The sequence below is a fragment of the Streptomyces sp. TLI_185 genome (assembly GCF_003814765.1).
Classification (GTDB): Bacteria; Actinomycetota; Actinomycetes; order Streptomycetales; family Streptomycetaceae; genus Streptomyces.
In genome coordinates, this window is record NZ_RKRB01000001.1 from 6,621,964 (window position 1) to 6,639,369 (window position 17,406).

Here is a 17,406-nt window from a genome sequence, read left to right on the forward strand (position 1 = left end):
CGCCGTGAGCGAGGCACTTGTCGCCGCCGAGGCCGCCGGGGCGGGCGTGGAGCCCGTCCCCGGCGCCTCGGGGGCTCGTCAGTTCTGGCGGCGGCTGCGCACGCAGCGCGCCGCCCTCGTCGCGGCGGCCGTCGTCGCGCTGCTGGTCCTGGTCGCGCTCGCCGCACCCCTCCTCACCGCCATCGAGGGCCAGGACCCCACCACCTACCACCCGTCGCTCGTCGACTCCGCGCGCGGAGGCGTGCCGATCGGCTCCTTCGGGGGCATCAGTGGGGACCACTGGCTGGGCGTCGAGCCGCAGACCGGGCGGGATCTGTTCGCTCGGCTGGTGTACGGGGCGCGGGTCTCGCTGGGGGTCGCGCTGGGCGCCACCGCGGTGCAGGTGCTTCTCGGTGTCGTCGTGGGCGTGACGTCCGCGCTCGGCAACCGATGGGTTGATCAACTGTTGAGCCGGGCCACCGACATCATCGTCGCCATGCCGCTGATGATCATGGCGTTGGCGTTGCTGGCCATCGTGCCCAGCAACTTCCCGAGGCCGGTCCTGGTCGCGCTCATCATCGGCTTCGTCGCCTGGGGCACCATCGCCAAGATCGCCCGCGCCCAGACGCTCACCCTCAAGGAACTCGACTACGTCGCCGCCGCCCGGCTGAGCGGCTGGAGCACCTGGCGGATCGCCCGCCGGGAGCTGCTGCCCGGGCTGGCCGCGCCCGTCATCACCTACGCCGCGCTCATGGTGCCGGCCAACATCGCCATCGAGGCCGCCCTGTCCTTCCTCGGCGTCGGCGTGAAACCGCCCACCCCGTCCTGGGGGCAGATGCTCACCTCGGCCAACGTCTGGTACCAGGCGGCCCCGCAGTACCTGCTGCTGCCTGCGGGCGCCCTGTTCGTGACCGTCCTCGCGCTCACCGTCCTCGGCGACGGCGTACGCACCGCCCTCGACCCGCGTGCGGCCTCCCGCCTGCGCGTCGGAACAGGCGGCAAGCGGGAGGCGAAGGCGACCGCCGAGAAGGAAGCGCGGTCGAAGGAAGCGCGGTCGAAGGAAGCGCGGTCGAAGGAAGCGCAGTCGAAGGAAGCGCAGTCGAAGGAAGTACGGTCATGAGCGGCTTCGCCGGTTTCGCGCTGCGCCGCGCCCTGGGCGCCGTGATCACCCTGCTCGTCATCTCGGTGATCATCTACGTCGTCTTCTACGCCACTCCGGGCAACGTCGCCCAGATCACCTGCGGCCCGCGCTGCTCACCGGAACAGGTGCACCAGGTCGCCCAGCAGCTCAAGCTCGACGACCCGCTGTACCTGCGTTACTGGCACTTCCTGGAGGGCATCCTCGTCGGCCAGGACTACTCGACGGGCACCTCCGTCGCGCACTGCTCGGCTCCCTGCCTCGGCCAGTCGTACCAGAGCGACCAGCAGGTCACCCGGATCATCCTGACCAAACTGCCGGTCAGCCTGTCCCTGGTGGTCGGCGCGATGGTGCTCTGGCTCCTGATGGGTGTCGGCACCGGGGTGCTCTCCGCCTGGCGGCGCGGCCGGTTCAGCGAACGCGCGCTGACCGGCCTCACCCTCGCGGGCGTGGCCACTCCGGTCTTCGTCATCGGCCTAGTGCTGATGATCGTGATCTGCGGGCAACTGGAGCTGCTGCCCTTCCCGGAGTACGTCTCCTTCACCGACGACCCGGAGCAGTGGGCCTGGAGCCTCCTGCTGCCGTGGTTCACCCTCGCCCTGAACGAGGCCGCCTACTTCGCCCGGCTGACGCGGGCATCGATGCTGGAGACGCTGGCCGAAGACCACATCCGGACCTTCCGGGCCTACGGCGTCGGCGAGCGGTCGCTCGTGGGCCGGCACGCGCTGCGGGGGGCACTGGCGCCGATCATCGCCCTGAACGCCAACGACTTCGGCAGTGCAGTGGGCGGCGCCGTTCTCATCGAGACCCTCTTCGGCCTCCCCGGCATCGGCCAGGAGCTCGTCCACGCCGTCAATGTGGTCGACCTTCCGGTCGTCGTCGGCATGGTCCTGGTGATCGGCTTCTTCGTGGTCCTCGCCAACGCCGTCGCGGACGTGCTGTACGCGGTGGCCGACCGACGGGTGGTACTGACGTGAGTCTCGTCCAAGTCACGGATCTCTCCGTCGAGTTCGGCGACCTGCGGGCCGTGGACGGCCTCTCCTTCCGCCTGGAGCAGGGAGCCGCCCTGGCCCTGGTCGGCGAGTCCGGCTCCGGGAAGTCCACCGTCGCCTCGGCCCTGCTGGGGCTGCACCGCGGCACGGGCGCGCGGGTCGGCGGCTCGATCGAGGTCGCCGGTACCGACGTACAGCAGGCGTCCGACGACGAACTGCGGCGGCTGCGGGGGGCAAAGGCGGCGATGGTCTTCCAGGACCCCCTGTCGTCCCTCGACCCGTACTACGCGATCGGCGACCAGATCGCCGAGGTGTACCGCGTGCACACGCGCGTGTCACGACGGGCGGCACGTGCGCGTGCCGTGGAGGTACTCGACCGGGTGGGAATTCCGGACGCACAGCGCCGGTCCCGTTCCCGTCCGCACGAGTTCAGCGGCGGCATGCGCCAGCGCGCGCTCATCGCCATGGCGCTCGCCTGCGAGCCCGACCTGCTGATCGCCGACGAGCCGACGACCGCGCTCGACGTCACCGTCCAGGCCCAGATCCTCGACCTGCTGCACACCCTGCGCGAGGAGACGGGCATGGGTCTGCTCCTCGTCACGCACGACGTGGGCGTCGCCGCCGAGAGCGTCGACGAGGTCCTCGTCATGCGGCACGGGCGCGTGGTCGAACACGGGCCGGTCGCGGAGGTGCTGGACGCACCTACGGAGCCCTACACACGGGACCTTCTGGCGGCGGTTCCGCGGGTGGACGTGCGGCGGACGGCACCTGGGGTCGTCTCGGAAGCCGGGGCGGGGGATGGCGGGGGCGCCATGCCAGAGGCTTCGGCGGAGGGCGCGAAGGCCGTCTCGTCAGGGGATGGCGGGGCTGTTTCCCCGGGTGTTGCGCCTGGTGACGCCGCGGCGGTCCCTGCGGGCGCTTCGGCGCGGGGCACCCGGGACGGTTCCTCGGGTGGTTCGGCGCGGGGAACCCGGGACGGTTCCGCGGGTGGTTCGGCTGAGGGTGCCGAGGATGTTTTGTCGGGCGGTGTCGCGGCGGCGTTCCCGGGTGTTGTGTCTGGGGACGGCGGGGTCGGTTCTTCGGGTGGTTCGGCTGAGGGCGTCGAGGTTGTCTTGTCGGGCGGTGTCGCGGCGGCGCCCCCGGGTGCTGCGTCTGGGGACGGCGGGGCCGGTTCCTCGGGTGGTTCGGCTGACCGCGCCGAGGCTGCCTCCCCGGCGACCGTGACGGAGAACGCCCGGGGTGTCTCTTCGGGTGCTTCCGGGGACGTAGTCCTGGAGGCGGCCGGGCTGCGGCGCGAATTCGGGCGTGGCAAGCGGGCGTTCGCCGCCGTGGACGGCGTGTCGTTGGCTCTCCGCCGTGGCGAGACCCTCGGGATCGTCGGCGAGAGCGGCAGCGGCAAGACCACGCTCGGGCGGATGCTGGTCGGGCTGCTGGAGCCGACGGCCGGAGAGGTCCGTTACGAGGGGCACGCGCGCGTGGGCGTGAATCCGGCCGTTCAGATGGTGTTCCAGGACCCCGTCTCCTCCCTCAATCCGCGCCGCAGTGTGGGCGAGTCGATCGCCGATCCGCTGCGCGCGCGGGGTGAGCGGGACGAGAACCGCATCCGGGGTCGCGTGACGGAACTGCTGGAGCGCGTGGGGCTCGAAGGGGCGCACTACGACCGTTACCCGCACGAGTTCAGTGGCGGCCAGCGCCAGCGTGTGGGCATCGCACGGGCGGTCGCGGCCGACCCGCGCGTCATCGTCTGCGACGAGCCCGTTTCCGCGCTGGACGTGACCACCCAGGCCCAGGTGGTCGCCCTGCTCGGCGAGCTGCAGCGCGAACTCGGGCTCGCGCTCGTCTTCGTCGCCCACGACCTCGCCGTCGTACGACAGGTCAGCGATCGGGTAGCGGTGATGCGCCGCGGCCGGATCGTCGAGTCCGGGCCCGCCGACGAGGTGTACGACGACCCCCAGGACCCGTACACCAAGCAGCTGCTCGCCGCCGTACCGGCACTCGACCCCCAGGTCGCAGCCCGGCGCAGGGCCGCCAGGCGGGAGCTCGCCGCGGCCTGACGTAACGTAACTGCTTGATCTCTTAGCGCGATCGAACGCGATCCGCACGGGAAAGTTACGACCGTTCACCCCTTTTGGTGGCGCGATGGACAACCGTCCGTCGCGCCACCGCCTTGTCCGCATACGTTCTTCCCGCTGCGAGCCGCCGGGTCAACGGCGGCTCCCCATACGGGAGATCGGGGGTGCGCTCGTGCGCATCGGACTGCTTACGGAGGGTGGCTATCCGTATGTGAGCGGTGACGCCAGGCTCTGGTGCGACCGGCTCGTGCGCGGGCTGGGGCAGCACGAGTTCGACGTCTACGCGCTCAGCCGCAGCGAACGCCAGGAGAACGAGGGCTGGGTCGCGCTGCCGCCGCAGGTCGCCCGGGTGCGGACGGCGCCGTTGTGGACGGCCGAGGACGACGGGGCGATCCACGGCCGCCGGGCGCGGCGGCGGTTCGCGGAGTGCTATGGGGAGTTGGCGGCCGCGCTGTGTGCCGGGCACGCCGGGGATCCTTCCGGCGCTTCGAGGGAGGCCCCGGCCGCCGAGGCGGACCGTTTCGGCAGCGCCCTGTACGGGCTCGCCGAACTCGCCCGGGACGAGGGCGGCCTGGTGGGAGCGCTCCGCTCCGAGGCCGCCGTACGAGCCCTGGAGCGCGCCTGTCGTGCGCCGGGCGCCCTGGGGGCGGCACGTGAGGCGCGCGTACCGGATCTGCTCGCGGTCGCCGCCCACCTGGAACGCGCCCTGCGCCCCCTCTCGCTCGACTGGTACGAGGACGACGGACTCGGCTCGGCCGACCTGTGCCACGCGACATCCGGCGGCCCCGCGGCCCTGCCCGGACTGCTCGCCCACCACTTCCACGGCGTACCCCTGCTGCTGACCGAGTACGGCGTGCGGCTGCGCACGCACTACCTGGCCGCCACGGACGCCCCGCCCGCCGTACGGTCCCTGCTCGCCGCCTTCCACGGCAGACTCGCCGCCGAGATCTACCACCGGGCCGCAATCGTCACGCCCGGCAACGCGCACGCCCGCCGTTGGCAGGAACGGTGCGGCGCCGACCGCGCGAAGCTCCGCACGGTCTACCCGGGCATGGACGCCTCCCGGTTCGCCGAGGTCGGTGAGACCCCGGAGTCCGCGGACCCCGACACGCTGGTCTGGGTCGGCCGCGTCGAACCGGCCAAGGACCTGGTGTCGCTGCTGCACGCCTTCGCGGAGATCCGCAAGGAGGCGCCGAAGACCCTGCTGCGGATCGTCGGTGCCCCGGACGGCCCTGACGGCGAGGCCTATCTCGGCCACTGCCGGGCGCTGGCGGCACAGCTCTTCCCCGACGAGGCGGCCGGGCTGCACGCCGTCGGCGACAACCCCGTCTCCTTCGAGGAGATCGGCGGCCCGGATGTGCCGAGCCTCGCCGACGCGTACGCCGCCGGAGCGGTGACCGTGCTGTCCAGCGTCGTCGAGGGCTTCCCGATCAGCCTGGTCGAGGCCATGTTCTGCGGCCGCGCGACCGTCTCGACGGATGTCGGCGCGGTCGTGGAGGTCATCGGGGGCACCGGGCTCGTCGTGCCGCCGCGCAACCCGCGGGCGCTCGCCGAGGCATGCCTGGCGCTGCTGCGCGACCCCGAGCGCCGGGAGCGCCTGGGGGCCGCCGCACGCGCGCGTGCGCTCGAACTGTTCACCGTCGAGCAGAACACCACAGCATTTCACGGCATTTACCTGGAGATCGTCTCGCACATCCCGGTGCGCCGCGTCTTCCTCGACGACGCGGGGGAGCCCCTGCCGTTCGCCGTCCCCGCCGAGGCTCATGTCCCCGGCCGCTGGACCCGTCGGGACGCGCGTCTGGTGGCCCGCGGCGGGCCCGGCTGGGCGACGGGCACCCCGGTGTCCGCGACGCCGCCGCGGACAACACCCCCGATGCCGGCCACCGAGGGGGCGCGATGAGCGACTTGGGAGCACTGGACCGCCCGGGCACCCCGGACAGCCCCGGAGCCTGGGACGAACGGTCACAGGGATGGCTCGCGGGGGAGACCTCCGCCTCGGACACCACCGCAGGCGAGACGCCACCTGGTACGCGCGGCGGCGACGACGCCCTGGCACGCACGCGTGGCGACACCGAAGCCTTGGCACGCACGCGCGGCGGCGATGACGCTCTGGCACGCACGCGTGGCGACACCGAAGCCCCGGCCCGCGCGCTTGTTGACGCCGAACCCCCGGCACACACGCGTGCAGAGGCCGAAGCCACGGCGCCTGCGCATGCCGACGCCGACCCCCCGGCCGCCCGCCGGGAACCCGCTGCTCCCCGGCGCGCCGCCGCCGACCCCGTGAAGGCGCTGATGCACCGTCACCGCGAGTTGTGCGAGCGGGCGGTGGCCCCCTTGGAGATCGCTGCGGGCCTGGAGGCGCACGGCGTCACCGACCGGACCGCCGCACGCTTCCGTCACCGGGACGTCTTCTCCCTGGCGGAGGAGATGTACGCGCGCGTACCCCGCGACGACGGCGCCCCTGCCCGCCCAGCAGCCCTCAACGTGCCCAGGGCACGCGCCGACTGGGTCCTGCTCACCCTCCTGCCCGGAGCACTGTCCGCGGCGACCGTCGCCGCCCTCCACCTCGCCCACGGACAGGCGCGCGCGATCGGGGTCGCCGTCGGTGTCCTCGCCGTCGCTCTCGCCCTGCGCGCGGCGCTCTCCCGCGGCCCCCTCGGCGCGACGGACCGCAGGCCCCCGGGATCCCTCCCGCACGCACACGGCAGCCGCGTGTGCACGTACTGGCTCCTCGCGTACGCCCTCCTCGGCGACGGCTTCCTGCGCGCAGCCCTCGCCGGAGGCCCGGACGGCACGCCCACCGGCACGGCCGGCGGCCCCTGGCCCCTCGCCACGGCCCCCGTCCTGGCCCTCATGCTGGCCTGCGCCCCCGCGGCCTGGAGCGCCCACCTCTTCGCCGTACACGCCCGCCGCAGACTGACCGCCAGCCGCGCCCTGGAGGAGTACGCCGCCTCCGTACGACCGCTCCTCCTCGGCACGTTCGCCCTGTTCCTGTGCGCGCTGACGGCCCTGCTCGCACTGTGCGGCGCGGCCCTGGGCGAGCCCGCGGCCTACGCCCAGACCGTCACCCTGGGCGCCCTGCTGCTCCTCGCCCGCCTCCTCACCACGCACGGTTTCACCCACGCCCCCGCGCTCGTCCTCACCGCCACGGCCACGGCTGAGGTCACCTCCACGGCCACGGTCTTCGCGAGCCGCCTCCCCGGGTGCGGCTTCCTCGCCACCCCCGCGGAGATCCTCGTCGACGACTGGGGCCCCGGCAGCCTCCCGGCCCTCGTCTGCGGGGCAGCCGCGCTGACCCTGCTGATCCACGCGACCCGCACCCTCACCCGGGCCTCGGCCCATGCGCCAACGGACCAGCCGTGCTGACGCGGCAGCCGTCCCCGGCGCACCTCCACGGGTCGCATGCACGCCGACGCGCGTCGGCCCACGCCCTGCCGCAGGCGCCCGGCCCCGCCGCCCGAGGCAAGCGCACCACCCCCTCCGAAGGAGAACCCCAGATGATCACCTCCCGACCCGACGCCTCGGCCCCGGGAGCCGCCCGATGAGAGTCCTGCTGATCGGAGCCAACGGCTACCTCGGCCGCTTCGTCGCCGACCGTCTGCTCGCCGACCCGGCCGTCCAGCTCACCGCGCTCGGCCGCGGCGACGACGCCGACGTCCGCTTCGACCTCGCGTCCGGCAGCCCCGGAGCCCTCACCCGCTTCCTCGACGCGGTCCACCCCGGTGTCGTCATCAACTGCGCGGGTGCCACCCGGGGCGGCGCCCGCGACCTCACCCGCCACAACACCGTCGCCGTCGCCACCGTCTGCGAAGCCCTGCGCCGCAGTGGCTGTGGCGCCCGCCTGGTGCAGATCGGCTGCGGCGCCGAGTACGGCCCGAGCCAGCCGGGTTCGTCGACGGCGGAGGACGCCGTTCCGCGGCCCGGCGGCCCGTACGGCGTGAGCAAGCTCGCCGCCACCGAACTGGTCCTGGGCTCGGGCCTGGACGCGGTCGTCCTCCGGGTCTTCTCACCGGCCGGCCCAGGCACCCCCGCGGGCTCGCCGCTCGGCCGGCTCGCCGAGGCCATGCGCCGCGCGATGCAGTCCGGCGACGGCGAGCTCAAGCTCGGCGGCCTCGGTGTCCAGCGCGACTTCATCGACGTACGCGACGTGGCGCGTGCCGTGCACGCCGCCTCGCTCTCCGCCGCGCAGGGCGTCATCAACATCGGCTCGGGCCGCGCCGTCCGGCTGCGTGACGCCGCCGCCATGCTCGCCCGCGTGGCCGGATACGGCGGCGCGCTCCACGAACTCGACGGCCCGCCCGGCCCGCTGCGGTCCACCATCGGCCACCCCCGCAGCGAATCCGACCACGCGGCCCCCGTCGCGTACCCGTACCCCGACGGCTGCGGCAGCTGGCAGCAGGCCGACGTGCGCACCGCACGCGACCGGCTCGGCTGGCGGCCCCGCATCAACCTCGAAGAGTCCCTCGCCGACATCTGGATGGAGGCGGCATGCCGTATCTGACCAGCACCAAAGCGGGCACCGCGAGCACCGACGTCCGCACCGGCTTCGGCATCCCCGGATACGCACACCCCCTTGTCGCACCCACCGAGTGGGGCGAACTCACCCGCCCGGGAACGCCCTTGCACTGGGTCGTCCTCAACGTGGCCGACGGCCCCGGCTCCCGCCCCGACCCGCACTGCCTGGAGGCCGCCGGCCGCCTGCGCAACGCGGGTGTGCGGGTCCTCGGTCACCTCGACACCGCGTATGGGGCCCGCACCTTCGGCGAGGTGATCTCCGACGCGCACCGCTACATCGACTGGTACCGGGTCGACGGCTTCCTGCTGGACCGCTGCCCGGCCGAACGTGTCTCGCTCCCCGAGGTCCGCCGCACCGTCACCACGCTCCGCGGGGTCCGTGACGATGCCCACATCGTCCTCGGCCACGGCACCCACCCGCACCCCGGCTACGCCGAGATGGCCGACCAGCTGGTCACCTTCTCCGGTTCCTGGAGCGACTACCGCTGGTCGCAGGTGGCCGAGTGGACCGCGGACCATCCGCCCGAGCGCTTCTGCCACTTCGTCCACGGGGTGCCCCGCCCCCACCTGGAGGAAGCACTGCGCATCGCCCGCTGGCAGGGCGCCTCGACCATCTACTTCACCGACCGCACCGACCGCGGCGGCCGCGCCGACCCCTGGGAGACCATGCCCGGCTACTGGGACGAAATCGTCTCGCGGATCGGAACGGGTGTCTCGGAATGAAGAAGGCCGTGGCAGTGTTACGGGGAGAACAACTGTAGTGATTGACCGACCAACGGAGTCCCCGTGTCGCTGCCACCCCTGGTCGAGCCAGCCTCTGAGCTCACCGTAGACGAGGTCCGCAGGTACTCCCGCCACCTGATCATCCCCGATGTCGGGATGGACGGGCAGAAGCGGCTGAAGAACGCCAAGGTGCTCTGTGTGGGCGCCGGCGGCCTGGGCTCGCCGGCGCTGATGTACCTGGCCGCGGCGGGCGTCGGCACGCTCGGCATCGTGGAGTTCGACGAGGTCGACGAGTCGAACCTGCAGCGCCAGATCATCCACAGCCAGGCCGACATCGGCCGCTCCAAGGCCGAGTCCGCGCGCGACTCCGTCCTCGGCATCAACCCGTACGTGAACGTGGTCCTTCACGAGGAGCGGCTCGAGGCCGACAACGTGATGGACATCTTCAGCCAGTACGACCTGATCGTCGACGGCACGGACAACTTCGCGACCCGCTACCTGGTCAACGACGCGTGCGTGCTGCTCAACAAGCCGTACGTGTGGGGTTCGATCTACCGCTTCGACGGCCAGGCCTCCGTCTTCTGGTCCGAGCACGGCCCCTGCTACCGCTGCCTTTACCCGGAGCCCCCGCCGCCGGGCATGGTCCCGTCCTGCGCAGAGGGCGGCGTCCTGGGCGTGCTGTGCGCGTCCATCGGCTCCATCCAGGTCAACGAGGCCATCAAGCTCCTCGCGGGGATCGGCGAGCCGCTGGTCGGCCGCCTGATGATCTACGACGCCCTGGAGATGCAGTACCGCCAGGTCAAGGTCCGCAAGGACCCGAACTGCGCGGTCTGCGGCGAGAACCCCACCGTCACCGAGCTCATCGACTACGAGGCCTTCTGCGGCGTCGTCTCCGAGGAGGCCCAGGAGGCGGCCGCCGGCTCGACGATCACTCCGAAGCAGCTCAAGGAGTGGATCGACGACGGCGAGAACATCGAGATCATCGACGTCCGCGAGATCAACGAGTACGAGATCGTCTCGATCCCCGGCGCCAAGCTGATCCCGAAGAACGAGTTCCTCATGGGCGCCGCCCTGGAGACCCTCCCGCAGGACAAGAAGATCGTCCTGCACTGCAAGACGGGTGTCCGCAGTGCGGAAGTCCTCGCGGTCCTGAAGTCCGCGGGCTTCGCCGACGCCGTGCACGTCGGCGGCGGCGTGATCGGCTGGGTCAACCAGATCGAGCCGCACAAGCCGGTTTACTAGGCGCACGCCTTCCCGGGAGGGGCTCGGCACCACGCGTGCCGGGCCCCTTTCCGCTGTCCGGGCTGCGAGTCTTGCTGCCCGGGCTACGAGGAGCAGACCTTTCCGTCCTTCGGCACCGTTCCGTTCAACAGATACGCGTTCACCGTCGAGTCGACACAGTCGCTCCCGTTCCCGTACGCACCATGTCCCTCGCCCTTCCAGGTGAGCTCCACACCGACGCCCTTGCCCAGTTCGTCGGCCATCTTCCGGGCGCCCTCGTAGGGCGTCGCCGGGTCGCCGGTGTTGCCGACCACGAGGATCGGGGGCGCACCGGGCGCGCTGGCCGGCGGGGTGTTCCACTGGCCCGCCACCGGCCAGTCGTGGCACCACCCGGCGGTGTCCCAGCCCATGAAGTCGCCGAAAACGGGCGAGATCTTCTCGAACTGCGCCAGCCGCTTCTTCGTTTCGGCGGGTGTCGGCCGCAGCCTGCTGTCCAGGCACGATATGACCCGTTGCGAGTGGGTCGTCGTCTCGTAGCGCCCTGAAGCGTCCCGGCCGTTGTAGCCGTCGGCCAGCGACAGCAGTTCCGAACCGTCTCCGTCCTCGGCGGCGTTCAGTGCGCTGGTGAGGCTGGGCCAGCTCTGCCTGGAGTAGAGGGGGTAGGTCAGCCCGGTCAGCGCGAGCGTCTGGGTGAGTTTGCGGCCGCTCGAGGTTGGCAGCGGGCGGGTGTCGATCCGCTTCAGCAGGGCCGAGATCTTCCGGGATCCCTGCGCCGGGTCCTGTCCCGTGGACTTGAGGTAGTCGTCCAGCGCCCGCTGGAAGCCCCTGGCCTGGTTCTCGGCGTGGCCCACCATGTCGGCGCTCGGGTCGACCACGGCGTCCAGGACGAGCCGAGCCACCCTCTTCGGGAACAAGTGGGCGTAGACACCGCCGAGTTCGGTGCCGTACGAGATGCCGAAGTAGTGCATGTCGGAGTCGCCCAGCATCTGGCGCATCAGGTCCATGTCGCGGGCGGTGTCGGTGGTCGACGCGTGCGACATCAGCTTTCCGGCGGCCTTCTGGCAGCCCTTGCCGAAGTCGACGGCGTCCTGGAGGTACGCCTTCTCCTCGGCCGGGGTGTCCGGTGTGGTGTCCACGGACTCCGCGGCCTGGATCTCCTTGTCGCTGCGGCAGCGGATTCCCCCGCTCGATCCGACGCCGCGCGGGTCCCAGCTCACCAGGTCGTACTGTTCGCGGAGTTTGGCGAAGGTGGGGCCGAAGGACGGCAGGTAGGAGACGCCCGGGGCGCCGGGGCCGCCGAAGTTGAACAGCAGCGAGCCGATGCGCTTGCCTCCGCGGGCCTCGGCACGGATCAGCGCGAGGCCCATCGTCTCGCCCTGCGGCTTCGACCAGTCCAGCGGCACCTTGAGCGTCGCGCACTGCCAGTCGTTGCCCGGCGCCGGGGAATCGGCGGTGGCCTTGCAGCGGCCCCAGGCGAGCTTTTGCTCGGTCAGCGAGGAGGGCAGAGCGGCCGTCGTGCCGGAGGAGCCGGACGAGGGCGAGGCGGTCGCGCTCGTTCTCCCGCCGCCATTGTCGTCGTCGGACGACGAACCGCTGCTGCAACCCCCCACCAGGAGCGCTGCGGCGGCCCCCAGAGCCGTCCACCGTACGAATCGCGCCATGTGCGTCCCCCCTCACGGGCCGTCCGCATCGAGCAGCAGACGGCTGTCAGGCCATCGTAGGCGGATCAAGTCAGACCTGCCTGAGCCTGTGGATAACCTTCTGACCTGCTGCTTTACCGCGAACCTGCGTCGGGTGTCAGGAGCAGACGGTTCCGGCCGCCGGAACCTTCCCGTCCAGCAGATAGCCGTTCACGGCGGCCTGCACGCACTTGTTCTTGCTGTCGTAGGAGCCGTGCCCCTGCCCCTTGTAGGTCAGCTCCACGCCGACGCCCTTGCCCAGCGCGTCCACCATCTTCTTCGCACCCTCGTACGGCGTGGCGGGGTCGCCGGTGTTGCCCACGACGAGGATCGGCGCGGCCCCCGGCGCGCTCACGTCCGGATGGTCGGCGGCACCCGCGACGGGCCAGTCGGTGCAGCTGACCATGGACCAGGCCAGGAAGTCGCCGAACAGGGGTGAGGCGGACCGGAACTCGGGCAGTTTCTGTTGCACGTAGCCGGGGCTGTAGCGGGGCTTCTCGTCGGCGCAGTTGATGGCGATGTTGGCGGCGGTGATGTTGCTGTACTCGCCGTTCTCGCTGCGCCCGTTCAGCGAGTCGGACAGCGCCATGAGGACCTTGCCGTCGCCGTCGTACGCCTGCTCCAGGCCTTCGGTGAGGTACTGCCAGTAGTCCTTGGAGTACAGGGCCTGCGCGATGCCGTTGGTCGCGGCGGTCTGGGTCAGCCGGCGGGGGAGGATGCCGGAGATGGGCTCCGCGTCGAGGTCCTTGAGCAGCTTGGCGATACGGTCCTTCACGTCCTGCGCGGTGTCGCCGATGGGGCACGCACTGGCCTTCGACGTGCAGTCCGCGGCGAAGTTGTCGAGCGCGAGCTGGAAGCCCTCGGCCTGTCCGAGCGAGCTCTGCTCGGCGTTCTGCGTCGGGTCGACGACCGCGTCGAGGACGGCGCGGCCCACCTTCTTCGGGAACAAGTGGGCGTAGACGCCGCCGAGTTCCGTGCCGTACGAGATGCCGAAGTAGTACAGCTTGTCGTCGCCGAGGACCTGCCGCATGAGGTCCATGTCACGGGCTGCGTCGGTGGTGCGCACATGCGGCAGAACCTTCTTGGAGTTCTTCTCGCAGGCCGCGTTGAACTTCTTTGTGCTGTCCAGGTACGTGGTGCGCTCGCCGGCGTCGTCGGGGGTCGCGTCCTGCTGGAAGTACGCGTCGAGCTGCTGGTCGTTCTCGCATTTCACGGGGGCGCTGCCGCCGACGCCGCGCGGGTCGAAGCTGACCAGGTCGTAGCGGGTGCGCAGTTTCGCGTAGTCCTGGCCGAAGGAGGGCAGCGTGGTGACGCCCGAGCCGCCGGGCCCGCCGAAGTTGAAGACGAGCGAGCCGATGCGCTTGTTGCTGTCGCCGCTCGTCTTCGCCCGGATCAGTGCGATGCCGATCGTGTCGCCCTTGGGCTTCGTCCAGTCGAGGGGTGCCTTCATGGTGGCGCACTGCCACTGGCCGCCGTTCGGCAGAGGTGACGGGGCGTTGCCGCCGCCTTCCGCCGCGGACGGGGCCGGGCAGTCCTCCCAGTCCAGCTTCTGGGCCGACAGGTCCTCGTCCTTGGCGTCCTTGGAGCTGTCGCTGCAGCCCGCCAGTACGGAGGACAGCAGCAGGAGGGTGGCGGTCAGCGCGGCCGCGCGCGGGCGGGAAGGGTTCGGCATGCTCCCATCCTGGCGTCACGCGCGCGGGGGCGCTCGGAGCACAGGCCGTAAGAGGTAGGACGGCTACGGTCTTGGTACTACAGCGCACCCTTGCGCGACAGCTGGTTGAAGGCCAGCCAGCCCGGCAGCACCGGCAGCCACAGCGTCAGCAGCCGGAACAGCAGCACGGCGGGGGCCGCCACCTCCTTGGGCAGGCCCACGGCGATCAGGCCGACCGTCAGGGTCGCCTCCACGGCGCCCACGCCGCCCGGGGTAGGGGCCGCGGAGCCGAGCGCGTTGCCGGCGAGGAAGACGACGGCGACGCTGGCGATGCTGAGCGAGGTGCCTTCCTGGCCGAAGGCGCGGATCGAGGCGTCCAGGCACATCACGAAGCAGGCGGTCAGCAGCAGCATGCCGCCGATGCCGGTGACGAGTTTCTGCGGCCGCTGCAGCACGTCCAGCATGCGCGGCACGACACCCGCGAAAAGCGACCGCACGCGCGTGGAGACGAATTTCCGCAGGAACGGCACAGAGGTGACGACGAGGACGAGCACGGCCACCGTCAGCAGACCCGCGATGACGGTTCGGGACGGCGACAGGGACGGCGTCTTCTCGGTGCCGGTCAGATAGCCGAACGACAGCAGCATCAGGATGTGGCAGCCGAGCCCGAACAGCTGCGAGGCGCCGACGCTCGCCACCGCAAGCCCCGGGCGCACCCCCGCGCGCTGCAGGAAACGCGTGTTGAGGGCGACACCGCCCACCGCGGCCGGCGCGACGATCTTGACGAACGATCCGGCGACCTGCGCCGCCACGGCCCGCAGGAACGGCACCCGCTCCGGTACGAACCCCAGGAGGGCCATGGCCGCCGCGACGTAGCTCAGAGCCGAGAACAGCACGGCCGCGACGACCCAGCCCCACTGCGCGTTGGCGACCAGAGGACCGAACTCGATGTGGGTGAGCTGCGTCAGCAGGAAGTACGCGCCGATGGCACCGGCGATGAAACTGATCAGCGTCCGCGGCCGTACCCGCTCGAGCCGGGCAGGCTCGACCGGCGCCTGGGGCCTGATCAGCAGCACCTGGTGCCGGATCTGTGTGAGCAGGTCCTCCTCGCGCGCCTCCTCGATGGCCTCGTCGATGGCCCGCTTCTCGGCCCGCTGCTCAGCGCGTACGGCCTTCTTGTCGGGTTTTTCGAGTACGGGCCCGGTCTGGTCCGAGGCCTCGTCCAGGCGGACCTGTTTGGCCTGCCGGGTGGCCTCCAGGACCGCCTCGCGCTCGCGCTGGGCCCGTTCCCGGGCCAGCCTGCGCAGGGTCGCGCGGGAGGTGCGGCTGAGCGCGATGGGCTGCAGCATCGGCAGGCAGTCGGCCACGTCGTCGGGACCGAGCACGCCCACTGCCGACGCCACCGCGCGCTCGGCGCCCACCCGCAGTCCGAGCGTCACCAGGAGCTGCGAGATGTCCATGCGCAGCAGCAGATCGCCGGCAGCGATCTCGCCCACGCGCAGGTCGGTGAGGATGACCGTGCCGGAACGATCCACCAGAATCGCGTCGCCCACCAGCCTGCGGTGCGCGATGCGGCGGGACTGCAGTGCGCGTACCTGGTGCCAGGTGTCGTGCAGCAGCTCGTCGGTGATTTCGTCGTCCGCGAGGGTGTCGAGGGTGCGCCCACCGGTGTGCTCGTAGACGAGCATCACGGCGTCGGGACCGAGCTCGGAGGTCGCGATCAGCTTGGGTGCGTTCGCGCCGGCCGCGATCGCCGCGTAGGCGAGCAGGGCCTCCTGCTCCAGTGCCTGGCGCAGCGACTGGAGGCTGCTGCGGGTGGCGAAGCCGCGCAGCGTCAGGTTGCGCCACACGCGGTAGAAGAAGCCCTGCGCCTGCTGCTCCCGGTCGACGACCGTCACGTCCAGGGGCGGGCCGTCCTCGAGTGTGACGAAGTAGCGCCGTCCGCGGTCGCCGGTCTCCGGTGTCTCCGGCAGTTCCTCGCGCGACGCCGTCACCGGGCGGAAGCCGACGTGCCGCAGGCCCGCCATCAGCGTCCGCCCGGTGGGGCGGACGTTGGGCGAGCCGACCGCGTACAGCGTCCCGTAGGCCACGGTCCAGCCGATCAGCACCGTCAGGATGATCGAGAACGGTGTCGTGTAGCCCGTGACGAGCATCGAGAACGCGTCGAGGAGCAGCACGATCCACAGCACCGCACGCCAGCGCGGCCGCCGCGACATGCCGACGGCGGTCATGTACGCGATGACCGGTGCGAGATAGCCGTGCACGGGGTCGGTCAGGGCGTGGATGTCGCCCGGGGAGGGCTGGGTGAGCGCCTCCTGGATGGAGCCGGGGGCGCCCTTGGCGACCCACAGGTCTGTGGCGAGAGTCACTCCGTGGGCGAGGACCGCCGCAAGGACGCCGTCGGCGATGCGCAGCCCGTCGCGCTTGATCAGTCGTTCGATCGCGAACGCGACCGGCACCAGCAGGATCGCGATGCTGGAGGCCAGTCCAGCGATCTTGATGAGCAGGTCGGGTGCCTGCCCGGTGCCCTTGTTGATGTCCTGTTCGAGCCCCGAGGTGGTGCCGTGCGCGAACGCGGCGATCGCCAGCAGCAGGATGATCCCCAGCACGCCCACCAGGAGGCGCATCAGATCAGACGGACGGTGCACGCGCGCGGGGAGCAGCGGTTCGTCGCCCTCGACCTCGTCGATGTGCGCCTCGTCCAGGAAGTCGTCCTCGCCCCTGTTGACGTCCTTCGAAGCGGTGTCCTTGCCGTCGGTGTCCGAGCTGGTGCGGGAGCCGGAGCCGCTTCCGGGGCGCGACGAAGCGTCAGAGGTGCTCTTCGCGTCCTCCGGGTTCGCACCCTGCTGCTTCATCGTCTCTTCTTGATCTCGTATCACCAGTCACCGCCCGCATGATGGTGGCATGCTCCACCGACACACGGGGGCATCAGGGTGCAGGAGCGGGGGCGACAGTCTGCCGGAAGCGCCGCCCCGGGGCGAGGGATACGCATCGTTGCGAGCGCGTCACACTGTCGGTGGCATGCGGCAGCATGGGCCGGATGAGCGAGGAGAGCCTTCCGCGGGATGCCGGCCCGGAGCACGCGGACGCGCTGCCGGAGTACGCCGAGCGCGTCCTCGAGGTCGCCGAACTGATCCCGCCCGGGCGTGTCATGACGTACGGGGACGTCGCCGAATGGCTGGAGCAGGGCGGGCCCCGTCAGGTCGGCCGGGTGATGGCCCTCTACGGGGGAGCCGTTCCGTGGTGGCGCGTCGTGCGCGCGGACGGCGCCCTGCTCCCGGGGCACGAACTGCGTGCTCTCGATCACTACCGCGCCGAGGGCACGCCCCTGAAGGAGGCGAGCAGGGCAGCCGAGGGCCACCTGCCGCGCCTCGACATGAGGCGGGCGCGATGGGACGGCGGCGAGCGCGCAGACGGTCACACCTGAAAGCTTCCG

Annotated in this window: 12 protein-coding genes; 9 read left to right on the forward strand and 3 right to left on the reverse strand. The window is 71.5% G+C overall.

Going from position 1 to position 17,406, the window contains the following annotated elements; all coding sequences use genetic code 11:
- Window positions 1–4 precede the first annotated feature (4 nt).
- From EDD92_RS30650 to moeZ, 8 genes are all read left to right on the forward strand, one after another.
- Entirely contained in the window at window positions 5–1,099 is a 1,095-nt protein-coding gene (locus EDD92_RS30650) for an ABC transporter permease (protein ID WP_123967324.1), read from the forward strand.
- Window positions 1,096–2,094, forward strand: coding sequence for an ABC transporter permease (locus EDD92_RS30655; protein WP_123967325.1), 999 nt, complete (start codon window positions 1,096–1,098; stop codon window positions 2,092–2,094). Before EDD92_RS30650 ends, EDD92_RS30655 begins: the two co-directional genes overlap by 4 nt.
- The gene (locus EDD92_RS30660; RefSeq protein ID WP_123967326.1) at window positions 2,091–4,163 is read left to right on the forward strand and encodes an ABC transporter ATP-binding protein; all 2,073 of its coding nucleotides are present in this window, start codon (window positions 2,091–2,093) and stop codon (window positions 4,161–4,163) included. Before EDD92_RS30655 ends, EDD92_RS30660 begins: the two co-directional genes overlap by 4 nt.
- Before the next feature lie 190 nt (window positions 4,164–4,353).
- The gene (locus EDD92_RS30665) at window positions 4,354–6,081 is read left to right on the forward strand and encodes a DUF3492 domain-containing protein (protein WP_123967327.1); all 1,728 of its coding nucleotides are present in this window, start codon (window positions 4,354–4,356) and stop codon (window positions 6,079–6,081) included.
- Entirely contained in the window at window positions 6,078–7,547 is a 1,470-nt protein-coding gene (locus EDD92_RS30670; RefSeq protein ID WP_185124172.1) for a hypothetical protein, read from the forward strand. The genes EDD92_RS30665 and EDD92_RS30670 overlap by 4 nt, the downstream gene beginning before the upstream one ends.
- Window positions 7,548–7,722: 175 nt before the next feature.
- Window positions 7,723–8,682 (forward strand): NAD(P)-dependent oxidoreductase, encoded by a 960-nt coding sequence (locus EDD92_RS30675; protein ID WP_123967328.1) that lies wholly within the window; start codon window positions 7,723–7,725, stop codon window positions 8,680–8,682.
- On the forward strand, window positions 8,670–9,419 hold the full coding sequence (locus EDD92_RS30680; protein WP_123967329.1) for a spherulation-specific family 4 protein: 750 nt from the start codon (window positions 8,670–8,672) through the stop codon (window positions 9,417–9,419). Before EDD92_RS30675 ends, EDD92_RS30680 begins: the two co-directional genes overlap by 13 nt.
- A gap of 63 nt (window positions 9,420–9,482) precedes the next feature.
- A complete protein-coding gene (moeZ, locus tag EDD92_RS30685; RefSeq protein WP_123967330.1) occupies window positions 9,483–10,661 on the forward strand; it encodes an adenylyltransferase/sulfurtransferase MoeZ in 1,179 nt (392 codons plus the stop codon).
- Window positions 10,662–10,744: 83 nt separating this feature from the next.
- Here the strand turns inward: moeZ and EDD92_RS30690 are convergent, their stop codons facing one another.
- The 3 genes from EDD92_RS30690 to EDD92_RS30700 all read right to left on the reverse strand — a co-directional run bounded on the left by EDD92_RS30690 (window position 10,745) and on the right by EDD92_RS30700 (window position 16,825).
- On the reverse strand, window positions 10,745–12,301 hold the full coding sequence (locus EDD92_RS30690) for an alpha/beta hydrolase (RefSeq protein ID WP_123967331.1): 1,557 nt from the start codon (window positions 12,299–12,301) through the stop codon (window positions 10,745–10,747).
- 136 nt (window positions 12,302–12,437) lie between these two features.
- Complete coding sequence (locus EDD92_RS30695) at window positions 12,438–13,991, reverse strand: alpha/beta hydrolase (protein ID WP_123967332.1); 1,554 nt, start codon at window positions 13,989–13,991, stop codon at window positions 12,438–12,440.
- Window positions 13,992–14,068: 77 nt separating this feature from the next.
- A complete protein-coding gene (locus EDD92_RS30700; protein ID WP_185124173.1) occupies window positions 14,069–16,825 on the reverse strand; it encodes a lysylphosphatidylglycerol synthase domain-containing protein in 2,757 nt (918 codons plus the stop codon).
- Window positions 16,826–17,010: 185 nt separating this feature from the next.
- Between EDD92_RS30700 and EDD92_RS30705 the strand changes: the two genes are divergently transcribed.
- Window positions 17,011–17,397 (forward strand): MGMT family protein, encoded by a 387-nt coding sequence (locus EDD92_RS30705; RefSeq protein WP_123967334.1) that lies wholly within the window; start codon window positions 17,011–17,013, stop codon window positions 17,395–17,397.
- Window positions 17,398–17,406 lie beyond the last annotated feature (9 nt).

What these genes read in the sequence shown, in the direction of transcription:
- EDD92_RS30680 (WP_123967329.1), top strand. Translation starts at nt 8,670, where the DNA reads ATGCCGTATCTGACCAGCACCAAAGCGGGCACCGCGAGCACCGACGTC.
- EDD92_RS30695 (WP_123967332.1), bottom strand. Translation starts at nt 13,991, where the DNA reads ATGCCGAACCCTTCCCGCCCGCGCGCGGCCGCGCTGACCGCCACCCTC.
- EDD92_RS30700 (WP_185124173.1), bottom strand. Translation starts at nt 16,825, where the DNA reads ATGAAGCAGCAGGGTGCGAACCCGGAGGACGCGAAGAGCACCTCTGAC.
- EDD92_RS30675 (WP_123967328.1), top strand. Translation starts at nt 7,723, where the DNA reads ATGAGAGTCCTGCTGATCGGAGCCAACGGCTACCTCGGCCGCTTCGTC.
- EDD92_RS30655 (WP_123967325.1), top strand. Translation starts at nt 1,096, where the DNA reads ATGAGCGGCTTCGCCGGTTTCGCGCTGCGCCGCGCCCTGGGCGCCGTG.
- EDD92_RS30690 (WP_123967331.1), bottom strand. Translation starts at nt 12,301, where the DNA reads ATGGCGCGATTCGTACGGTGGACGGCTCTGGGGGCCGCCGCAGCGCTC.
- EDD92_RS30705 (WP_123967334.1), top strand. Translation starts at nt 17,011, where the DNA reads ATGAGCGAGGAGAGCCTTCCGCGGGATGCCGGCCCGGAGCACGCGGAC.
- EDD92_RS30670 (WP_185124172.1), top strand. Translation starts at nt 6,078, where the DNA reads ATGAGCGACTTGGGAGCACTGGACCGCCCGGGCACCCCGGACAGCCCC.